Genomic DNA, 19,995 nt, shown 5'->3' with positions numbered 1-19,995 from the left:
CCTCGCCGGGCACGGTCGGTCCCGGTGCTCACGGCTTTCCGCTGTGCACGAGTTGGTCTGCGCCCTCGGCGCGGTCGCCGAACGGATCGTCCGCCTGCTCCACCGCCGACCGGCGACGCCGGCTCCTCGCCCGGTACCCGCTCCAGAGGCGTCCGCCGGCAAGCAGCGCCCCGAGCGCGGTCAACACCGCCAGCACCACCGGCCAGGAGACCGGCTGGGGCCGCTGCACCGGCTCGGCTACCGTTGCGGGCGGCCCGCCGTCGACCAGCCGGCTGGTGACCGCCGCGTACGGATCGAGCCGCCCGACGCTCTCCCGGCCGTCGGTCGCCCGATCGGCGGCGGTCGCGGTGAGCTGCTGGCCGACCTGTCCCGGGGACAGTCCCGGCATGGCCGATCGCACCAGGGCAGCCGCGCCCGCGACGAACGCGGCGGCGTACTCCGTACCGGTGCCGACGTAGGCCCCCGCGTCGGCGGCGCCGATGCTGCGGATCCCGGTCGCTGGCGCGAGCAGGTCCACCGAGCCGGTCGGGTAGTCGCTGACCGGTCGCTGGTCGGGGCCGAGGCCGCCGACGCGGAGCAGGCCGTCCCCCGGGGCGATCGTCGGTCCGGCGGACGGTGCCGGCGCCACCACGAGCACGCCCCAGCCGACCGCCTCGTCGACCGCCGAACGAATCGTCTGGTCGGTGACGTCGACGGAGGCACCGAGCAGAATCACCTTCGCGCCGGTGGCCACGGCGACCTCGATGGCGGTCACGGCCGCCGGCGGGCTGGCCGGAAGGGCCCGGTCCACCAGTCGCACCGGGATGATCACGGCTTCCGGCGCCACCCCGACCAGTTCGCCGTCCTTCCCGTCGTCGGCGGCGACGATACCGGCCAGCGCGGTGCCCGAGCCGACGCAGTCGGTGTCGCCCAGGCCGTTCCCGGAGACGATGTCGGCGCCTCGGCCGAGCCGGTCGTCGAGTTCCGGTCGACCCCCAGCGACACCCGAGTCGACGACGGCCACCCGGACGCCGGCACCGGTGGTGGTCCGCCACGCCCGCTGCGGCGCCACCAGGCGCTGCCCCCAGTTCGAATCGGCTGGTGGGGCTGCGACGGAGGTCGGCCGGCAGGCAGAGCGGTCGGAAGCCGCAGAGCCGGAACCCGCCGGCTGACCGGCGAGGGGCACACCCCTGCGCGCCGGTTCGCTGGCCGGGTCCGCGTCGCCGTTGGCGGGATCCGCTCCGGCGACGACCGGGTTTGTCGGCTCGGGTGATGAGGTCGCGCCGGGTGTCACAGCCGCCGTCGCGGTGGGTAGCGGGCCGTGCCGCAGACCGGTGCCGATCCCGTCCCAGGGCAGCACGAGGTGCCAGCCCTCGTTCAGCTGCCTGGGATCGGTCAGCCAGCCGCCGTCCGGCTGCCGCCGCCCGGTGTTGAGTTCCAGAATCTCGCCGGCTCGCTCGGCGTCGCCGAGGAATCGCTCGGCGATCGACCAGAGGGTCTCCGGCTTGCCCTGGTACGACGCCATCACCGTGTAGTAGAGGACGTACGGTTGCTCCTGCGGGTCGGCCTGCGCGGCCTGCGCGGGCCGACGCTCGGTGACCACGTCCGTGGTCGCCGCCGTCACCGCCAGGAGCGTCACCAGACCGGCCAGGGCCGCCCTGGCCCGAGGCCCGGTCACCAGTTGGCCTTCCGGACCAGTGCCCAGTCGTGATCGTCCTTGGACCGGCAGCCGAACACTTCGAGGCGTACGCCCAGGCCACCGGTCGCGTAGCCGGGAACGTCGAGACAGAGGTTCGAGGCGGTGTTGACGATCCAGTAGTACTGGACGTCCCCGGACTTCACCGTGGGCTGCAGCCGCCAGTACTGGTTCTCGTCGTCGAAACAGCCGGTCTCGTTCAGCGGCGTCGCCGGCGACACCGAGCCCTTGCCAGGCAGGTCCAGGCAGTACTGGGAGGTGACGCTGCGAATCCAGTACAGCTGGTTCCCCGAGCTGTCGACCCGCCGCGGGACGAATGCGTACTCCTGGTTGTCCGGGGTGTCCGGGTAACAGCGGTGCTGGTTGACCGGCCCGTCGCGCGGCCCGGCCCCGGCCCCTGGAACATCCACGCACAACTTCGTGCCGAGGTTGTAGATGAAGTAGGGCCCGTACGAACGGTTGGTTCCATCGGCGTCCGCGGCCTTGACCGGCGGCTGGTCCGAGTCGGTCTGCGCCGGGGTGCTCGGCTTCGTCGCCGTCGGCGAAGGTCGCGTGGGTGGTGCGGTCGTCGGGGCGGTGCTCGCCTCCGGTGACTGTTCGGGCCCGGTGGTCGGGCTCGTCGACGGAGCGGCCGACGGCGACGGACCGGCCGGCGGGGCCAACCGAGAATCCTTGGCGTACTCGGTCTCGAAGTGGCCCACCTGCTCGGTCAGGGCGACGATCCGTTCACCGCCCGGCACGTCGGCCAGCGACCGGATCGTCGGGTCGCCGCGCAGAAACGCGGCCAGCGCGAGCGGGTAGTCGTCCGGGCCGGTGCCGGGCACGGCTTCCAGCAGCGCGCACATGGTCTCGCCGAGGGCCGGCACCGCCGAGGCCGGGGTCCATGGTGAGGCCTCCGCCGACGGCCGTACGTAGGCCACCCACACCTCGGGTAGGAACTGCGCGATGCCCTGCTCGCCGGTCGGGCCGAGCCGCTGCGGGTCGAACTCGGAGGTGGCCATGAGCTGCGCGGCCACCCGAGCCGGCGGCATCTGCGGGCAGACTGCGCCTGCGGCCAGGATCAGCTCGAGGTACGCGTCGGGCACCGGCAACGGCGCGGCCCGGGTGATCCGCTGCGCAACCGCCGGTTCGGTGGCCTCGGGTGCGGCCTCTCCGCTCCCGCCGAAGGCCGGCTGCGACGCATACCAGATGGTGTACCGCTCCACGGTGTCGACGTACTCCAGGGCACCGGCCGGCACGTCGCCGGCCTCGACGACCGGCTCGACGCCGACCCGATGCGCCGCCAAGGCCAGCTGCCACCGGTCGCCGTCGAGCTCGAGCACCCGGAGTTGGCCGACCAGTTGGCACATGTGGTGGGCGAGCGCGGTGACGCTGGCCTGCTTGTCGCCCGGCCGCGCCCCGTCCCACGGAGCCCACTTCTGCCACACGGTCGGCACCAGCCCGGCGGTGCCCTGCCCACCGACGGCCTGCACTGCCTCGACCGGAGTCGCCGAGAACCGGGACGCGGCCATCACCTGACCGGCCAGCCGCGCCGGGGTCAAGGTAGGGCATGAGTCGGCTGCCTCTGTCAGCAGTTGGACATCGGCGTCGGAGATCGGGGTGCCGGGTAGTGGTTCCCTCGCATCGGCCGGGCTGGGTGCCAACGAGGCGGTCAGGGTCACCATCGCGACCAGGCCCAGGGCCACCCCCATGAACGCCCGGCCGCGAATCCTGGTCGACATGCCCATTTGGCCACCAACCTTCTCAGCCTTGCCCCAAGACAAACTCGCCACGCGTGCTCAGGATGGATGCGTCGTCCGATCGATGTGGACCTGTCGCAGGCTAGATGCGCACAATGTGGAACACGGGCGATCAAACTGACCCACAGGTGAACACTGCATGAATCGACAGACGTAGCTGCAGACAAGGGTTGAGGGCTTCGAGTCCCCTCGGACGCGCAAGATCAACGAGGGTCCGATGCAGAACCGACGGTCAGGCCCGGCCTACTGTCCAGCCGATGTAGAGGGTCGGTGTCCGCGCGGCGTGCCGGTGCACTCGAATGATCGCGGAGTCCACGGACACCTACCAGACGATGCGCCCGCCGCGTCGGCCATGGCCTGCCGCCTGGTCAGGAGTGGCACCCAGGTGCCGTCGCGCTGCCATCGGCGGAACAGGGCGTACGCCGCCGCCCAGGAGCCGTAGTGGTCCGGGATGTCCCGCCAGGGCGTGCCGGTCCGGGCCCGCCACCCGGATCGCGTCGATGAGCTGCCGTTTCGTTGATGCGGACGGTCGGCCTGGCCTCCGCGCGGTGGCAGGAGAGGCTTCCAGGACCACCCACTGCGGGTCGGTCAGGTCGTGCCGCCTCGTCGCCTGCCCACGGCCGACTCTGGTACGCACCTGCATCCGGGTACTGCTCCACCCCTTCAGGGTGTCAGCACGGAAAGCGGTTCAGCTGCCAGGCAACCCGCTATGTCGGTTCATACAAGCATATGGCTTGGATTAGAAGAATCTGCCGCATAGCTCCTGTCGAGTTCATAGGCTGCGGTTGGACGGGCGCCGCCCGCGCGGATACATCGGTTGAGAACCGCATGCGCCTGTCACCCCACACGCAGGACACGAGGAGACCGTATGGCTTCTGAACGCCGTCGCCGACTCGACCCTGGAACGCTGCGGGGCCGACCGTCGGCAGGTGCGGGGAGCAGGGTTCGGCGCCGGCTGGGCACCGCTGCCAGGCTGCTGGCGGCGCTGGTACTGGCCGGCGGGTTCTACGCGGCCTTCGTGCCCTCCGCGCGGGCACAGGAGGATGAACCTCGGTTCAGCGGGGCAGCCGCAGCGGGCGAGGAGCTGTTCGAGGTCGGTTGCATCAGTTGCCATGGGCGCAACGCCGGTGGCGTCGAGGGGCGGGGCCCGAGCCTGGTGGGGGTGGGCGCGGCGTCGGTCGAGTTCCAGGTCGGCACCGGGCGGATGCCTCTGGCGCGGCAGGAGGCGCAGGCGTTGCCCAAGCCGCCGCAGTACAGCGACGAGGAGATCCTTCTCCTAGCGGCGTACGTCCAGGAACTTGGTGGAGGACCGGTGGTTCCCGCCCTTGAAGGCCCGCTGGCGGATGCGGATCTGGCCCTGGGTGGGAGGCTGTTCCGGCTCAACTGCGCGCAGTGCCATGCTTTCGGTGGCGGCGGGGGAGCCTTGTCCTCCGGCAAGTACGCGCCGGGACTGCGTTCGGCGTCGGAGCGAACGATCTACGCGGCGATGCTCAGCGGCCCGCAGAGCATGCCGGTGTTCGGCGACAGTCAGCTCACCCCGCAGGAAAAGGCGGACATCATCGCCTACATCCAGCAGGTGGTGCAGGACGACCGCGATCCAGGCGGCCTGAACCTCGGCCGCTACGGCCCATCCACCGAGGGGCTGGCGATCTTCCTGGTTGGCGTCGTCGCGTTGGTGTTCGCCAGCCTGTGGATCGCGGGTAAGTCGTGAGCCCGGACACCGAGCAGCAGGATCGCCCGGACATCGAGCAGCAGGATCGCCCGGACATCGAGCAGCAGGGTCGGGAGCCGGTGGACGTCAACGGCCAGCAGCTGAACCGCTTCGACGTGATCCGAGAGGGGGCACGCCGCGACGACATCGAGATCGTCTACTACGAGCCGCAGGTCGCCGTCGGTTCCAAGGCTGAACGGCGACTGGCCCGCGTCGTGGCGGCGTGCTTCCTGATCGCCGGACTGTCCGCGACCGGATTCCTGGTCGTGTTCATCTGGTGGCCGTGGCGCTACCAGCTGGTCGGCGGCATCGAAGAGTACTACACTCCGCTGCTCGGCCTGACTCTCGGCATCGCGCTGCTCGCGATGGGGTTCGGCATACTGACCTGGGGCAAGAAGCTTCTACCGAGAGAGGTGTCGGTCCAGGAACGGCATGACCAGCCTTCCTCCGCCGCTGACCGACGTATCACCGGTCAAACCCTGCTACACATGGCCGACGAACTCGGTGTCAAACGGCGTCCCCTGCTCGGGGTGTCTCTGCTCGCGGGCCTGGTTCCGGTCGGGGCGGTGGCCGTCGCACCCCTGATCGGCGGTCTCATCAGGGACCCCCACGACAACGGGGAGCTCTTCCGCACCGGCTTCGCCCCCGCCGACGACAACGGCGCCATCACCAAGATCCGCCTCGTCAGGGAAGACGGACGACCGGTACGGCCGCTGGATGTCCTGCCCGGCGGTCAGGTCACCGTCTTCCCGGGGATCCCGCACGGAGTCAGCAACCAGTACGCCGACTCGGTCACTCTGCTCATCCGGCTACGCGCCCAGGACGCCCTCGATGCCCGGAAGAACAACCAGGAAGCCGGCAAGCAGGACTGGATGTGGGGGGACTTCATCGCCTACTCCAAAATCTGTACGCACGCCGGCTGCCCCGCCAGCCTCTACGAGCAACAAACCAACCTGCTGCTCTGTCCGTGCCACCAGTCCCAGTTCCTCATCACTGACAACGCCCGGCCCGTCTTCGGGCCCGCAAGCAGGCCGCTGCCGCAACTACCCATCGAGGTCGACGACGAAGGTTCTTCGTCGCCACCTCCGACTACCACGCCCCCATCGGCCCCGACTTCTGGGAGCGCCCGTGAAGCCTTCATTGCCCTTGCCTCGAAAGCCCTGCCGATACGGCGAACATCCAGCCGCGTTCACCGCCCTGTTCTTGCACTGCGGTCCCGAGCCGTGGTTCTTCCCCCGAGCTGGTGTGAGAGCCGAAGGATCGCATCTTGAGGAGCGCTGAGGCCGCACGGGACAAGCGGCGTGGAGGTTAGCGTGGCACGATCGTCCAAGGGCTTCCAGCGATCCGCGATTCTGTCTGGAGCGGCGCTGGCGAACCTGCTGCTGCTCAGCTGCGGTGCGGGCCAGATCGCTGAGACGGCCGAGAAGGAACCCTCCATCCAGGGCGTCAACCTCAAGACCGACAGCGGCGAGTACAAGGTACGGGACCTGACGATCAGATTTCCGGGTGCCACCGGCTACCGAGCTGGCGGGAACGCCCCGCTCAGCGCCGTCATCTACAACGACTCGAAGCGCTCCGTCACGGTGACCGTCACCACCGAGGACGCCCGCGACATCGCAATCGTGAGCGCCGACCAGATCCCGCCTGTCCCGGAGGACACCTCCGCAGGCGCATCCCCATCCCCTCAAGAACCGGCGACAGAGCCCGAGCCCGTGCGTATACTCCTCCCCCCGCTGAGTTTTGTCCGGTTCAACGAACAAGCCGGCCGGTATCTCCAACTCCGCGGCCTGGACGAGTCGTTACGTTCAGGGCAGAACGCGTTCATCACATTCGACTTCGGTAACGGACAACGCATCACCGGCCCAGCGCCGGTCGCTGCTCCTCTGGTGGCCGTCGAACCACCACCGCCGATCATCAGAATCGAGAACACTGAATCTTACGGCGAAGGGGACTGACCTCAGCCCTTCGTGCGCCCAACGGACCTGGCGATGCGTATGTAGCTCATCTTCAGTCGTCCGACACCAACGCCCGCCGGTCGGTGACGGCGGCTACGCCACGAGGGTTCGAGCGGCAATCGCCCGGCTCGTGGACGATGATCCCGTAAACGGACGCTCCTACACCGAGCCGGTCGAGGCGCACCTCGAGTGCCTGTGCGGCCTGGCCCAAACTCTGTCCGAAGCGGCCCGCCTGATCGAACTTCACCGTCATGACTCGCGACCGCACCGGCCGCACCACCCTACGTGACGCTGGGTGCCCGCCACTGAACAGCGCCGGCGGCGCCAACGGGAGAGCACGTCGAAGAGCATCGGCTGGAACCGGTCCCGGGCGAAGGAGCGGTGGGGTCGGCGAGCAAGCCGAACCGCTCACGTACCGGTCTGCCGCGTCGGCAACTCCGGCACCTGATCGACACACAGGTCTCAGCCGTCTCGCGGATCCGCTGCGACGGCGGGTAAGAAATGGTGTGATTTATTCAGTTAGGCGGCATTCGCGCGTGTCCGATCCGGGCTGACGGCGCGGCGCCTGATGTCCGAGAGGAGAGGTAGTGCGTTTCAACCCGCTCGAAGAAACCGGCATCCCACTGGAGAAGCAGCTGCGGAACTGGTCGGAGCTGAACGTCGAGCCGTACGAGCCACACGGGGTCGATCCGTACACCCGGTGCCGGGTCATCGTGATGAACGGGATCGAGGTGGAGGCGATCATGTTCAGCCACCAGATGAACCGGCACATCGACGACCTCGAGCTACGGCAGAAGCTCGCCTACCTGCGCTACATCGAGCAACAGCAGCAGAAGGCCGTCAACTGGCTGATTCCCGGCCAGGAATCGGTGCTGGAGGTCGTGCTCGGGTACGAGCAGGTGGCGACCGACATCACCGCCTGGGTGGCCCGCAACGAGCCCGACCCGTACCTGCGGCAGAACTACAAGTTCGGACTGCTGGAGGACTTCGACCACCTCTACCGCTACTCGAACCTGTACGAGCTGACCCAGGGCAAGAAGGCGCAGGCGATCGTCGACTACCTGACCGAGGTCATGCCGGGACGGCCGACGTCGCACCACCACCGCCATCCGGCGGACAACATCCGCAAGCACTACGACAAGCACACCGTGGACCCGCTGTCACGGATGCACGCCATCACCATCACGGCCGCCGAGCAACAGACGATGAACTACTACATGAACGTGGGGCCGGAGTTCGTCGAACCGATCGCCCGGAGCCTCTACCTGGAGATCGCGATGGTGGAGGAGGAGCACGTCACGCAGTACGAGTCGATGCTCGACCCGGCGGAAAGCTGGCTGGAGCAGCTCGTCCACCACGAGTACAACGAGTGCTACATGTACTGGTCGTTCGCCCAGGACGAGGACGACCGGCGGATCAAACAGGTCTGGGAGCTGCACCTGGCGATGGAGATCGAGCAGCTCAAGGTAGCCGCCGACCTGCTACGCCGCTACGACGGCCGGGAGCCGGAGCAGATACTCCCCGCCGAGATGCCGCAACCGACGAAGTTCCAGCCGAACAAGGACTACATCCGCGAGGTGATCGCCGAACAGGTGGACATCACCACCTTCGGCACCGGGTTCGTCGCCGAGTGGCCGGAGCGATACATCAAGCACATGGCCACGGTCAACGCTGACGGCGCGCCGAGTGAGCGGGTCATCGAAGAGAACGCGCTGCGCAACGGCAAGGAGTACCGCAGCTTGACCGACGGCCCGTACCCGGCCGAGCAGTACGCCCACGAGAAAGTCCGAGAGGAGCTGTCGCGATGACACGCAGTGCCGTCCGCGCCGAGACCGGCGCGATGATCAAACCCGGCCCGATGGTGACGGCGGTGCCCGAACGGACGGTCGACGACGACCAGCTCGCCGTCTTCGCCGCTGGCAGCGGATTCAACGGGTCTTTCCTGGCCGATCAGCTCTCCGGGTGGATGACACATGACCTGATGGGGGTCTGCCTGTTCAGCATGTTGTCCCGACGCACCCCGAATCCGATCCTGGCAGGACTGTACGACAGGCTCAGGGCGTCGGCCACCGAGCAGATGAAGACATGGGAGGAGCTGATCGGCGATCTCGGCGGCAATCCCAAGTACGTCAGCCCGACGGCCCGGATGACCGGCGGCATGGACGGGAAAATCATCTCTTCGTTCCTGCTGAGCGGCTCGGGAGACGAACTGACCTTCGAAACAGCCGGTCTCAACGCCGCCTTCGCCACCCTGTCACTCGACGTGCTCAACGCCCAGTCGCTGACGAACTGCGCCGAGAAGGCCGACGACGGTCAGGCCAAGCAGGTCCTGCAGGCGGCGGCGATGCGACTCACCTCGACCGCGGAGAAGGGCCTGTCCGAGGTCGAGAAGGCGCTGAGCGCCAGCATGCTCCTGCAGCTCAACAGCGGTTCGGCGCAGAAGGTGATGCACGGCGTGGACAAAGCCGCCAGCGAGGTCAAGAACATCCTACGGTCGTAGCTACGAATCGGAAGGTTAGGGTTCGAGTCGGGCGCGCGAGATCAACGAGGGTCTGACCTGCCGAACCGGCGGTCAGGCCCTTCTTGCTGTTCGGTCGGTGTGGACGGCGGGTGCACGTGGGTACCACTCAGGGGTCAACACACTCCGTTGAGTTCGGTACCCGCACGCCGCCGCAGACGACCTCGGTCAGGTGCCCGGCTGGACGAACTCGGGCTGGTCGAGCAGGCGCAACCAGCTGCCGTCCGGTTGCCGCCGGACGACCTGGGCGCGCGCCCCGGCTCCGTCCTTCGGCGGCGTCGAGGTGAGCGCGATGTCTCCGCTGACCAACGTCGGCAGCGGCTCCTCGGGCTCAAAGTGCGGCCGGTTGGCCAGCACCTTCTCCCACAGCTCCCGGATCGCCTCACGGCCAACCGTACGACCGCCGGGAGGATAAGCCATCACGGCGTCCTCCTCGTACAGCGCGGCGACGCCGGCCGCGTCACCCGCGTTGGATCGCTCGACGAAGAGCCTGGTGATGTCCTCGGGCCGCATCGCCTTCTCGTACTCCGGCATGACCTCTCCTCACTCTTTGCACCCGACAGCTTCAATTTCTACATACAGGCCGGTGACTACATCTTCCAGAATAGAGACCAAGCATGCAGTACCACAAGTACTCCACTCTCAGAGGAGCGGTCCTCGGGGTCCAATAACCGCTGGTTGTGGACTCCAGAACGGATAGCTCCTGAAATTCTGAGTCTCACCGACAACCAGAAACGCGAGCTCGAACCTGCCGCCAGTGATGGTGTCAACAGCGACGAGGTGACCTGGTTGGAAAAGGCTCCACACGGCTCGGCGATCATCGTACGGTCACGCATGCGTTACATCCGCACCGCCGCCATTCATCAGAGCCTCGAAGCGAGAGTGGCTGAACTAGGTGACCATCGGCATAGGACCGCTACTTGCCGCCACTATCAGCACCAGAGATACCTGCCAGCGGGGCCACTTCAGATGGTAATACAACTGTCGTCGGCCGGTTCTCCGTAAGCCGCCAACTCGAGGGGTTCCAACCCGCTATGCCGGCACGTGCCTGGTCGAAGACCGTCCGGGTGCCGGTGCCGGTCGCAGCGGATTCGCAGCTCTACCAGGCGAACGGACGAGGTTTTCGCCGTGAGCAGGTTGCCCTCATGCTGACCGACGTCGAGCGGCTCGACTCAGCCGATGCGGCCGACGCCGCCGAACAGATATACCTCCGGCTCGTCGGAGTTCGGGTCGGGGCGCCAGCGCGAGCAGGTAACGACACCGGGCTCCAGCAGATCCAATCCGTCGAAGAAGCGTTCCAACTCGATCTTGGTCCTGGCTCGGATCGGCGTGCCGCCGCGCTCGGTGGTTTCCCGCATCACGCGCAGCATCGGCTCGCCGTGTATCTCTGCGGTGGAATGGGTGAGCACCAGGTAGCTACCGGTGGGCATCGCCTGCACCAGCTGCGCGACGGAGCCGTACGCCACGTCGTCGTCCATGATGTGGTTGACGACGCCGAGGAGCATGAGAGCGGTCGGCTGGGAGAAGTCAAGCGTCTGCCGCGCTGACGCGAGTATGGTGTCCGGCTGCCGCAGATCGGCTTCGACGTAGTCGCAGCTACCTTCCGCCGTGCTGGTCAGGAGCGCACGCGCATGCACCATGACCAGCGGGTCGTTGTCGATGTAGACCACCCGGCAGCGTGGGTCGAAGGACTGCGCGACCTCGTGGGTGTTGTCCGCTGTAGGGAGCCCGGTGCCGACGTCGAGAAATTGACGGATGCCGGCGTCCTCGACGAGGAATCTGACCACGCGCTTGAGGAACGCGCGTTCGGACTTCGCCCCGATGGGGATGTCCGGTATGTGCGCGATCACCTCATCACCGACGGCCCGGTCGACCGCGAAGTTGTCCTTGCCGCCGAGCCAGTAGTTCCAGATCCGCGCTGAGTGCGGAACCGTCGTGTCCAGCTTGGAGTCTGAGGGGAGCTCCCGGTCCTCGGTCATGGGAGCATTCTTCCGTACCCACGGGGCGGTGACGCAATTGGGGCGATACGGATCAGGATGCCAGGAGCTCGAGTCCCTTCGGGAGCGCGCCATCAGCCGGGCCCTGAACTGCCGAAACGACAGCCAGGCCCGGTTCGCCGTCCAAACCGTGCGGATGGTGGATGCACGTATGCGCCCTCCGAGTGTCATCACACTCCGTGAAATTCGGTTCCGCTGCGGGTTGTTGGCCCGCAGCTCCGCCGGCCACTGTCACGGCCAGCCACTCGTCCCTCGCCCGCCGGCAGCGACCAGCGACGGAGAACCACGACGAGCGCGTACCCGGCCCCAACCAGTGGACTCACAAGGGCCCACCGGCGTTGGGCGACTGCTGATACGGCTCCGCTGGGCGAAACCCACCAGCCGCCCTCCCGGCACAAGGCGACGTCAGGGTGTGGATGGCCCGCCCGACAGCGACGAGGTAATCGGTCGGCGGCGGGAGGCAGGCCTGGTCATCCCGTCGCACCGTACTCCCGCGAACGGGATTCGGGCCGCCGGTTCGGGGCATAACGTGGAGATGACATCCGCCTGGAGGGAGCAGCGCCGTGACTGAGCCGGAGGAGAGCCGGGAGAAGAGCCCGAAGACGGACCGGGTGCTGTTCTCGCCGGACGGAGATCCGCATCACACTGTGGCACAGGCGCCTCAGCCGGACGAGCACCTGGAGCCGACTGTCACGCGCGACGGGCGTACCGAGCAGGTTGACGACGAGCACGAGCGGTAGGTGGCGAAGTCGACCTCCTCTCCGCCCTGATGGACGGAGATTCCCTCCATGCTGCGGGTGGACCGCGCGGCGTCCGGGCGGGGTTCCCGCCTCGCCGCGCGGTACCCACCCCAGCAGGCCCGTTGCTGAGGTGGGCGGCCGCGCCGGTTCGGGCTGGCGGTGACCCTGGCAACCGGTGCGTCGGTCGCCAGGGTCATGTCACCGCTTCGATGGTTTTCGGATCGCGTCGCGTACCCGGTCGATGACGGCGAGGGCGGGCCCGGCGGCCAGGTTGCCTTTGGCTGTCTGCGCACCAGGGTGCGGCCGCGTCGGTGCGGCAGCCTGGGCGGCGCGGACGGCGCCGGCCAGCGTACGCAACCGGTGCGCCGGGACGTGTTGGCGCAGTCGAGGGAACTCGTAGCGCTCCTCGTAGCGGGCGTGGGCAAGTACCGCGTCGCGGAGCAGAATGATGCCGGTCCCGAAGCCGGTGGCGTCGACGCCGTCGGCGATCAGAGTCTGGAGTGTCTCCTTGGCCTGTCGTTCCTCGTCGAGGCGGTCGTCGACCATGGCGTCGCCGCCCCCGCCGGGCAGGGTTCGAGCGAGGGGGTGGATGATCTCCTCCTCGGCGGTTTCATGCGCTGCCAGCAGTTCGACCAGTTCGTCGAAGGCGTCGCGTCGGGTGTCACCGGTGCCGCCGATGACCAGCAGGAAAAGCTGCTCGATGCGGGCGTGCTGGGCGAGCAGCAAGTCGACGACGTCCTCCTGGGGGCCGGGTGTGGCCGGGGCGTCGGTGTCGTCAGGCATGGCTGCCTCCCTTGGCACGTAGCCCTTCGACCGGGTGCGGGCCCTCGGTCTCGATGCGGTACTCGTCGCCGAAGCGTTCCCGGTGCAGGTCGATGACCTGTTCGCTCGGTGGTTGCCGGCCGTCGTGCAGTTGCTGCTGCATCCACTCGAAGCGCTCGTGTGCTTCGGTGACGTACCCTTCGCCGAGCTTGGTCAGGTCGATCTGGGTGGCCAACAGGTGCCGCAGGTACTCCTTGTTGGGTTCGAAGGTCAGCGGTTCGGGCAGGCCGGCGCTACCGACGATCTCCTCTGGCTCCCGGCCGTCGTGTCGGCGCAGTAGATCTGCGGCCTGTTGGAGGTGCGCCAGTTCCATCTGCAGGTGCAGTTCCCAGATCGCCTTGATCCGAGGGTCGCTCTCCTGCTGGAGGAAGGAGTAGTAGAGCCAGCACTCGTTGTACTCGTGGGTGAGCAGCCGTTCCCACCAGTTCTCACCAGGGTCCAGCAGCGACTCGTAGTGGGTGACGTGTTCCTGCTCGATCAGGCTGATCTCCTGGTAGAGCTGACGCGCGATCGGCTCCATGTACTGCGGACCGACGTTCATGTAGTAGAACATCACCTGTTGCTCTGCGGAGAGGATCGTCAGCGCGTTCAGCTTGGACCGGGGATCCACCGAGTCGCGGTCGTACGGGGTGCGGACCTCGTCGAACGGATGGCGGTGCTCGCGGACGGTGGGACGGCCAGGCATGACCTCGGTGAGTCCGTCCACGATCTTCTCGGCCTTCCGCCGCTCGACCATCTCGTAGAGGTTGGCGTACCGGTAGAGGTGATCGAAGTCCTCAAGCACCCCGAACTCGTACGCCTGCTTCAGATAGGCATCGGGTTCGTGGCGGGCCACCCAGGCGGTGAGGTCGACCGCCACCTGTTCGTAGCCGAGCGTCGTCTCCAGCACACTAGCCACGCCGGGCAGCAGCCAGTTCACCACCCGCTGCTGCTGGCTCTCGACGTACCGCACGTACGCGAGCTGCCGCCGTACGTCCTGGTCCGGACAGTTGCGGGCGAACTGGTGTTGGAAGGTGATGGCCTCGATCTCGATGCCGTTCATCGTGATGATCCGGCAGCGGGTGTAGGGATCGACCGCCTCTGGGTCGATCGGGGTGACGTTCAGCTCGGCCCAGTTGCGGATCTGACTCTCCAAGGGGATGCCCTTGTGGTCCAGCGGATTGAACATGATCTCTCCGTTCCGGTCGGGAGGCACTGTGCCTCCTACCCGGAACATCCACGAGTAACCTCCGGACCCGACTCTCTTACTGAAACGTCACCAAGATCGGCAGACTTCGCGGAACGGCCGTCTACCGCCATGTCCGACGGACTGGTCGACACCGGGCAGCCGACCGGCGCGGGCAGGCCTCGTCAGCTACTCAGTCCGCGTCGGCGGTGGGCACGCTTGCCACCGAGCACGGCGACGCCGCAGACGAACACGATGGCCGCATCGTGCAGCCACCGCAGCGCCGCCGCTCCCGCCATGGAGAAGTCACCGACCACTACACCGACACCGGTCAGAGCGGCCGCCGGCACGAGAGCCAGCGCGATCATGACACCGGCGGTCAGGACAGATCGGCTCGCCGCGACCAGGAGTGCTCCCGCCAATCCACCCAGCACGGTGACCAACGTCGCGCTCACGCTCACACCGCCCCAGTACGCGGCAAGCGCCCCCGCTGCCAGGTAGCCGCCCTCGCCGACCGGTACCGCCACGCCGACGACCGGCAGGAAGAGCCCGGCCAGTCCAGCACCGACGACCAGCGCACCATAACCCTTGCCCGTGTCCGACGCCCCGCGCCACCAGACCCGGCGGTTGGCCACCGTCGCCAACGCCAACCGCATCAGCGGTTCGAAGCCGGGCGCGATCACCATCGCGGCGATCACGATGTGCAGCGAGTCGGTAGCGACACCGACGACCGCCATAGCTCCGGAAATCGCCATCACCAGCATCTTGTTCAGGCCCATCGTCGCTTCGCGGGCCATCATGAACTCCATCTCCTCCAGCGTTGAGGAGGCGGGATCACGTGCGAGCGCATCCGAGCCAGGCGTCGTGACCATTCCCGTCGGCTCGCTCATCGTCACCGACACGCCGGAGCCCGCCGCCCTGACGTATCGGTCGATGACGTGCATCATTGTCGGCAGGCACCGGTCGGTCATCTCCGCATCCACGACGTCGCCCGGCGGCTGACGTGATCCGCCAGGGAACACCCGCAGCGCCAGCAGCCCTTCGATGGCCTGCAGCTCGCCGACGAGATCCTCGGTCCGGTCGGACGGCAGTGCGACAGTCACCACACGAGGCATACCCCACCTCCTCCTCGTGTACAGGCGGCGATCGGCCCCTCCGCACATTACAAACAGCCACGCCGACCGAAGAGCGAAGCCGGAAACGATCAACCCGTGGTGTCTGCCGGTCACTTGCCCCTGCCATCGACGTGGCCACCAGCGCTACGAGCGTGCACATCAAGCCCAGAATCGCGACAGCACCCACGCGCGAAGGGGCGGACGCGGCGATCACCTACGTCGGTGAGCACGACGACGCCCGGGAGTCCGCGAAGCTGGTCGACAACGCCGGGCGCTTCCATCGTCAACACCGGTTCGGTCAACGACGACATGCCACACCGGCTCGGGCTACCCGAGGTGGCGTCGGCCGCGGTTCGGCTGGCAGACGCCGGGGTAGGAGCATCCGGGTCACCGACATCGACGATGATCAGGAGCGAAGCTGTGGGAACCCTCCGCGCGCTGGTGCTGTGCTGCACACTCAAGCCCTCTCCCGCCCCGTCGAGTGCGGAACTGCTGGGTCGGGAGGTGCTCGCCGCGCTGGCCGACCATGACGTGGACGGCGAGGTGATCCGCATCGCCGACCACACGGTGCGGTTCGGGGTCTCCGTCGACGAGGGCGACGGCGACGAGTGGCCCGCCATCCGGGCCAAGCTGCTCGACGCGCAGATCCTGGTAGTGGCAACCCCGATCTGGCTAGGTCAGCCGTCGAGCATCTGCAAGATGGTGCTGGAACGCCTGGACGCCGAACTGTCGCAGACCGACGACCAGGGCCGGCCGCTCACCTACGGCAAGGTCGCCACGGTGGCGGTGGTCGGCAACGAGGACGGCGCCCACCACGTCACCGCTGAGGTGCTTCAGGCCCTCGGCGACGTCGGATTCACCATCCCCGCCACCGCGTCCACCTACTGGGTCGGCGAGGCGATGGGCGGCGTCGACTACCGCGACGCCGGCACCAAGCCGCAGACCACCGGTAGAGCGACGAAGACGGCTGCCGCCAACGCGGCACATCTGGCACGTCTGCTGGCGAAGCAGCCGTATCCCGCGACCTGACAGCTGGTGGGTTGGCGAGGCGAGTACCCATAGGTCGGGTAGTCGGTCGACGCATTCCGGGTCCATCAGTTGCGACGCCCCTGGGGGGGAGATCGATGCGGCGAACGGCTCTACTGGCCGGGGTGATTCTCCTGCTGCTGGCCGGCTGCCAGTGGCCCCAGGACGCGGGCACCACGGCGCGGGACGTCCAGGGCGGAGTTCTGCGGGTCGGCGTGAGCGAAGCGCCACCGTGGACCCGGATCGCCGATGACGGTACCGTGAGCGGGGCTGAGGCGATGCTGGTACGACGCCTGGCGCAGCGGTTGGACGCACGCGTCGAGTGGCACCCCGGGTCGGAATCGACACTGATGGCCGCTCTGAAGGACCGGGTTCTCGACCTGGTGATCGGTGGTCTCGACGCGTCGGTGCCGTGGACCGAGCATGCCTCGCTTACCCGCCCGTACGTCACGATGCGCACGGTCGTGGCGGTGCCGGCCGACGTACCGCACCTCGACGACCTGGCGCGAACGCGGGTCGCCGTACCGGCCGGCACCGTCCAGATCGCGGCGCTGCGCGGCAAAGACGCGGTGCCCGTACCGGTGACGGAGGTGACCGGCCGCGAAGGTCTACCGGTGGTCGTCGGCCAGTGGCGCCTGGCCGAGCTGGGTCTGCGGGACACCGGTCACGAACTCGCGAAGCACGACCACGTGTGGGCCGTGCCGCCCGGGGAGAACGGCTGGCAGGTCGAGGTGGAACGGTTCCTGCTGGCCCTGTCCCACGGTGAGATCGAAGCGCTGCTGGTCGCGGCCGAGCGGGGTGAGGGTACGGCGTGAGGGTGTACGACCGGTTCGAGTTGCCGCCCGACATGGCGCAGCTGCATCGGCGCGCGATCCGGTTGGAGTGGTGGACGATCGGCTTCTTCGTGGTGGCGATCGCCGCGCTGGCGCTCACCCTCGGGCAGTCCCAGGCAATGAAGGCCGCCTGGATCGAGGACATGCTCAGCCTGGTGCCGCCGGTGGCGTTTCTGGTCGCCGCGCGGTTCCGCAACCGCGCGCCGAACGACCGGTTCCCGTACGGCTACCACCGTTCGGTGAGCGTGGCGTTCCTGGCCGGTTCGGTAGCGCTGCTCGGCCTGGGTGGCTACGTCGTGTACGACTCCCTCACGAGGCTGATCGCCCGGGAACGGCCCCCGATCGGGCTGATCGAGATGTTCGGTCACCAGATATGGTTGGGCTGGCTGATGATCGCCGTACTGATCGTCACCATGGTGCCGGCGATCCTCCTCGGCCGGGTGAAGCAACGCATCGCCGGGCAGCTGCATGACAAGGTTCTCTACGCCGACGCGCAGATGAACCGCGCCGACTGGCTGACCGCCGGCGCGGCGGTCCTCGGCATTCTCGGCATCGGCGCCGGCCTGTGGTGGGCCGACGCGGTCGCTGCCCTGGTCATCGGCGGCGACATCGTCCGCGACGGCACCCGGACGTCACGCAGCGCGGTCGCGAACCTGATGGACAACCGTCCTCGCGTCGTCGACGGTAGCCGACCGCATCCCCTGCACGAACGCCTGCTCGCCGCCGTACGCGACCACGACTGGGTCGCCGACGCCTGGCTACGGATCAGGGAAGAAGGCCACGTCTTCGTCGGCGAACTGCTCGTCGTACCGGTCGCCGACACCGACCGGCTCGTCGAACGACTGGAGGAACTGGGCGCCTTCGCCCGGGACTTCGACTGGCGGATGCATGACCTCGTCGTCGCCCCCGTCAGCCGAATCGACATACCGACCGCAGGCTGACCGAATCGGCGTCGACAAGGTCATCGACGCCGTCGCAGGCGCATCCGCGAGCCGCTGCGGCTGGTCGCCAACGGCATCGTCGACCCCGCCCGGCCGTTGACGAAGCACGAGCCGACGGCGTAGCCGATCCCTAGCGCCAGGACCCAGGGCGCCACGGCGATGATCGAGCGGTTGGCGCGATTCGTCAGGGATGACCGGAGCGCGCTTTCGACGGTGTCGATCCGGTCGGCGGCGATCAGGAGCAACCAGTGGGCTGCGCGTGCCTCGCTGTACTTGCCGTACGAGTACCGACGGATCTTTCCGGACAGCCCCCTGGGCGGGCACGATGTGCCGAACACCGGCGTGAGAAATCTGTGCTCGATGGACCTCTCCCGTGGCCAACGCTCGGTCTGCCGCTCAGGGAACCGCCAGTGCGCGCCGTTGAGGTCTGGGTCGAAGCGTTCTTTCGGCACCGACGGCCGATTTCTAGGATCAAGATCCACCCCCCACCCTGGAATGTCGGTTCGAAGTTCGTCGCTGGATCGCGGCAGCAGCGGTTTGTCCGGCGTGTACGGCATGCTCGGCTCCCGACCGGTCAGGCGGTGTTCGGCACGATCAACGGCTTGATGCAGCCGTCGAGCTTGGCGGAGAACATGTGGTAGGCCTCGGCGATGTGCTCCAACGGCACGCGGTGGGTGACGATGTCACTCGGCTTCAGATATCCGTCGCGGATGTGTTCCAGCAGCCGCGGCCACTGCCGCTTCACCGGACACTGATTGGTCCGTAAGGTGAGCCCTTTGTTCATGGCGTCACCGAACTTGACGGCGCTGAACATCGGCCCGTAGGCGCCTACCACCGAGATCGTCCCGCCCTTGCGTACGGAGTCGATGGCCCAGTTGAGCGCGATCGGCGAGCCGCCCTGCAGTTTCAGTTTGGTGGCGGTCACGTGCTGCAGGCGGTTGCCGTCGGACTCGGCGCCCACCGCGTCGACGGCAACGTCGGCACCGAGATGGCCGGTCGTCCGCTTCAGCTCCACGACGATGTCGTCGTACTCGGTGAAGTTGTACGTCTCGGCATGGGCGAACGAGGCAGCCTTCGCCAACCGGTAATCGAGATGGTCGACGACGATGACTCGCCCGGCTCCCATGAACCAGGCCGACTTCGCCGCGAACAGGCCCACCGGTCCAGCCCCGAAGACCACCACCACGTCACCCTCGACGATGTCGCCAAGTTGTGCCCCGAAGTAGCCGGTCGCGACCGCGTCGGTGAGCAGGACGGCGTCATCGTCGTCCAGCCATTCGGGGATGAGGCTCGGGCCTACGTCGGCGAACGGTACCCGGACGTACTCAGCCTGGCCGCCGTCGTAGCCGCCGCAGGTGTGCGAGTAGCCGTAGATCCCACCCACAGCCGTGGCGTTCGGGTTGACGTTGTGGCAGTTGCTGAACAGCCCTCGGGCGCAGTAGAAGCACGACCCGCAGAACACGTTGAAGGGGACCATCACCCGATCGTTGGCCTGCACGTTGCGGACCGACGGACCGACCTCCTCGACCACGCCGATGAACTCGTGGCCGAAGGTGGAACCGACCCGGGTGTCGGGCATCATGCCGTGATAGAGATGCAGGTCGGATCCGCAGATAGCGGCCCGGGTCACCCGTACTATCGCATCGTTGGGATGCTCGATGCTGGGACGTTCCTTCTCCTCCATCCGTATTCGGTACGGTCCGCGGTACACCATTGCTCGCATCAACTGCCTCCCGGATCGCCATACCGATCGACGCA

18 protein-coding genes and 2 pseudogenes are annotated in these 19,995 nt (G+C 67.7%); 9 read left to right on the top strand and 11 right to left on the bottom strand.

Annotated elements, in window-relative coordinates:
- Positions 1-28: 28 nt before the first annotated feature.
- The 3 genes and pseudogenes from O7623_RS22285 to O7623_RS22275 all read right to left on the bottom strand — a co-directional run.
- Positions 29-1,657: a S8 family serine peptidase gene (locus tag O7623_RS22285; RefSeq protein ID WP_282224957.1), complete on the bottom strand. Its 1,629-nt coding sequence runs from the start codon at positions 1,655-1,657 to the stop codon at positions 29-31.
- On the bottom strand, positions 1,654-3,396 hold the full coding sequence (locus tag O7623_RS22280; RefSeq protein WP_282224956.1) for an RICIN domain-containing protein: 1,743 nt from the start codon (positions 3,394-3,396) through the stop codon (positions 1,654-1,656). The genes O7623_RS22285 and O7623_RS22280 overlap by 4 nt, the downstream gene beginning before the upstream one ends.
- A gap of 343 nt (positions 3,397-3,739) precedes the next feature.
- Positions 3,740-4,057, bottom strand: a pseudogene (locus O7623_RS22275) (transposase); the annotation flags it as partial.
- Between the two features lie 225 nt (positions 4,058-4,282).
- Between O7623_RS22275 and O7623_RS22270 the strand changes: the two are divergent.
- The 3 genes and pseudogenes from O7623_RS22270 to O7623_RS22260 all read left to right on the top strand — a co-directional run bounded on the left by O7623_RS22270 (position 4,283) and on the right by O7623_RS22260 (position 7,080).
- Entirely contained in the window at positions 4,283-5,125 is an 843-nt protein-coding gene (locus O7623_RS22270) for a c-type cytochrome (RefSeq protein WP_282224955.1), read from the top strand.
- A gap of 56 nt (positions 5,126-5,181) precedes the next feature.
- Positions 5,182-6,257, top strand: a pseudogene (locus tag O7623_RS22265) (Rieske 2Fe-2S domain-containing protein).
- Positions 6,258-6,438: 181 nt separating this feature from the next.
- On the top strand, positions 6,439-7,080 hold the full coding sequence (locus O7623_RS22260; RefSeq protein WP_282224954.1) for a hypothetical protein: 642 nt from the start codon (positions 6,439-6,441) through the stop codon (positions 7,078-7,080).
- 52 nt (positions 7,081-7,132) lie between these two features.
- On the opposite strand, the gene O7623_RS22255 is transcribed toward O7623_RS22260, so the two are convergent.
- On the bottom strand, positions 7,133-7,333 hold the full coding sequence (locus O7623_RS22255; RefSeq protein ID WP_282224953.1) for a hypothetical protein: 201 nt from the start codon (positions 7,331-7,333) through the stop codon (positions 7,133-7,135).
- Positions 7,334-7,667: 334 nt separating this feature from the next.
- On the opposite strand from O7623_RS22255, the gene O7623_RS22250 reads away from it, so the two are divergent.
- Both O7623_RS22250 and O7623_RS22245 read left to right on the top strand, forming a co-directional pair.
- Positions 7,668-8,888: a hypothetical protein gene (locus tag O7623_RS22250; protein ID WP_282224952.1), complete on the top strand. Its 1,221-nt coding sequence runs from the start codon at positions 7,668-7,670 to the stop codon at positions 8,886-8,888.
- Positions 8,885-9,580 (top strand): hypothetical protein, encoded by a 696-nt coding sequence (locus tag O7623_RS22245; protein ID WP_282224951.1) that lies wholly within the window; start codon positions 8,885-8,887, stop codon positions 9,578-9,580. Before O7623_RS22250 ends, O7623_RS22245 begins: the two co-directional genes overlap by 4 nt.
- A 186-nt stretch (positions 9,581-9,766) precedes the next feature.
- On the opposite strand, the gene O7623_RS22240 is transcribed toward O7623_RS22245, so the two are convergent.
- Together O7623_RS22240 and O7623_RS22235 are read right to left on the bottom strand one after the other, a co-directional pair.
- Positions 9,767-10,111 (bottom strand): nuclear transport factor 2 family protein, encoded by a 345-nt coding sequence (locus tag O7623_RS22240; protein ID WP_282229511.1) that lies wholly within the window; start codon positions 10,109-10,111, stop codon positions 9,767-9,769.
- A 659-nt stretch (positions 10,112-10,770) separates the two neighbouring features.
- Positions 10,771-11,577 (bottom strand): SAM-dependent methyltransferase, encoded by an 807-nt coding sequence (locus O7623_RS22235; protein WP_282224950.1) that lies wholly within the window; start codon positions 11,575-11,577, stop codon positions 10,771-10,773.
- 581 nt (positions 11,578-12,158) lie between these two features.
- Between O7623_RS22235 and O7623_RS22230 the strand changes: the two genes are divergently transcribed.
- Positions 12,159-12,335, top strand: coding sequence for a hypothetical protein (locus O7623_RS22230; protein ID WP_282224949.1), 177 nt, complete (start codon positions 12,159-12,161; stop codon positions 12,333-12,335).
- 198 nt (positions 12,336-12,533) lie between these two features.
- Here the strand turns inward: O7623_RS22230 and O7623_RS22225 are convergent, their stop codons facing one another.
- The 3 genes from O7623_RS22225 to O7623_RS22215 form a co-directional block, all read right to left on the bottom strand.
- On the bottom strand, positions 12,534-13,118 hold the full coding sequence (locus tag O7623_RS22225) for a hemerythrin domain-containing protein (RefSeq protein ID WP_282224948.1): 585 nt from the start codon (positions 13,116-13,118) through the stop codon (positions 12,534-12,536).
- Entirely contained in the window at positions 13,111-14,325 is a 1,215-nt protein-coding gene (locus O7623_RS22220; protein WP_282224947.1) for a hypothetical protein, read from the bottom strand. The genes O7623_RS22225 and O7623_RS22220 overlap by 8 nt, the downstream gene beginning before the upstream one ends.
- 182 nt (positions 14,326-14,507) lie before the next feature.
- The gene (locus tag O7623_RS22215) at positions 14,508-15,437 is read right to left on the bottom strand and encodes a DUF389 domain-containing protein (protein ID WP_282224946.1); all 930 of its coding nucleotides are present in this window, start codon (positions 15,435-15,437) and stop codon (positions 14,508-14,510) included.
- 420 nt (positions 15,438-15,857) lie between these two features.
- Here O7623_RS22215 and O7623_RS22210 point away from each other — a divergent pair, with 420 nt between their 5' ends.
- The 3 genes from O7623_RS22210 (at position 15,858) to O7623_RS22200 (ending at position 18,237) form a co-directional block, all read left to right on the top strand.
- Entirely contained in the window at positions 15,858-16,466 is a 609-nt protein-coding gene (locus tag O7623_RS22210) for an NAD(P)H-dependent oxidoreductase (protein ID WP_282224945.1), read from the top strand.
- 95 nt (positions 16,467-16,561) lie between these two features.
- Complete coding sequence (locus O7623_RS22205) at positions 16,562-17,278, top strand: transporter substrate-binding domain-containing protein (protein ID WP_282224944.1); 717 nt, start codon at positions 16,562-16,564, stop codon at positions 17,276-17,278.
- On the top strand, positions 17,275-18,237 hold the full coding sequence (locus O7623_RS22200; protein ID WP_282224943.1) for a cation diffusion facilitator family transporter: 963 nt from the start codon (positions 17,275-17,277) through the stop codon (positions 18,235-18,237). The genes O7623_RS22205 and O7623_RS22200 overlap by 4 nt, the downstream gene beginning before the upstream one ends.
- 20 nt (positions 18,238-18,257) lie before the next feature.
- Here the strand turns inward: O7623_RS22200 and O7623_RS22195 are convergent, their stop codons facing one another.
- Together O7623_RS22195 and O7623_RS22190 are read right to left on the bottom strand one after the other, a co-directional pair.
- Positions 18,258-18,794, bottom strand: a complete 537-nt coding sequence (locus O7623_RS22195) for a hypothetical protein (protein WP_282224942.1) — start codon at positions 18,792-18,794, stop codon at positions 18,258-18,260.
- Positions 18,795-18,811: 17 nt separating this feature from the next.
- On the bottom strand, positions 18,812-19,921 hold the full coding sequence (locus O7623_RS22190) for a zinc-dependent alcohol dehydrogenase (protein ID WP_282224941.1): 1,110 nt from the start codon (positions 19,919-19,921) through the stop codon (positions 18,812-18,814).
- Positions 19,922-19,995 lie beyond the last annotated feature (74 nt).

Source organism: Solwaraspora sp. WMMD791, assembly GCF_029581195.1.
In the GTDB taxonomy this organism is placed as follows: domain Bacteria; phylum Actinomycetota; class Actinomycetes; order Mycobacteriales; family Micromonosporaceae; genus Micromonospora_E.
This window is presented reverse-complemented; position numbering and strand designations above follow the sequence as displayed.

Excerpts from the sequence above, each read along its gene's own strand:
- O7623_RS22280 (WP_282224956.1), bottom strand. The coding sequence starts at position 3,396 with ATGTCGACCAGGATTCGCGGCCGGGCGTTCATGGGGGTGGCCCTGGGC.
- O7623_RS22270 (WP_282224955.1), top strand. The coding sequence starts at position 4,283 with ATGGCTTCTGAACGCCGTCGCCGACTCGACCCTGGAACGCTGCGGGGC.
- O7623_RS22255 (WP_282224953.1), bottom strand. The coding sequence starts at position 7,333 with ATGACGGTGAAGTTCGATCAGGCGGGCCGCTTCGGACAGAGTTTGGGC.
- O7623_RS22245 (WP_282224951.1), top strand. The coding sequence starts at position 8,885 with ATGACACGCAGTGCCGTCCGCGCCGAGACCGGCGCGATGATCAAACCC.
- O7623_RS22240 (WP_282229511.1), bottom strand. The coding sequence starts at position 10,111 with ATGCGGCCCGAGGACATCACCAGGCTCTTCGTCGAGCGATCCAACGCG.
- O7623_RS22235 (WP_282224950.1), bottom strand. The coding sequence starts at position 11,577 with ATGACCGAGGACCGGGAGCTCCCCTCAGACTCCAAGCTGGACACGACG.
- O7623_RS22225 (WP_282224948.1), bottom strand. The coding sequence starts at position 13,118 with ATGCCTGACGACACCGACGCCCCGGCCACACCCGGCCCCCAGGAGGAC.
- O7623_RS22220 (WP_282224947.1), bottom strand. The coding sequence starts at position 14,325 with ATGTTCAATCCGCTGGACCACAAGGGCATCCCCTTGGAGAGTCAGATC.
- O7623_RS22215 (WP_282224946.1), bottom strand. The coding sequence starts at position 15,437 with ATGCCTCGTGTGGTGACTGTCGCACTGCCGTCCGACCGGACCGAGGAT.
- O7623_RS22205 (WP_282224944.1), top strand. The coding sequence starts at position 16,562 with ATGCGGCGAACGGCTCTACTGGCCGGGGTGATTCTCCTGCTGCTGGCC.
- O7623_RS22195 (WP_282224942.1), bottom strand. The coding sequence starts at position 18,794 with ATGCCGTACACGCCGGACAAACCGCTGCTGCCGCGATCCAGCGACGAA.
- O7623_RS22190 (WP_282224941.1), bottom strand. The coding sequence starts at position 19,921 with ATGGAGGAGAAGGAACGTCCCAGCATCGAGCATCCCAACGATGCGATA.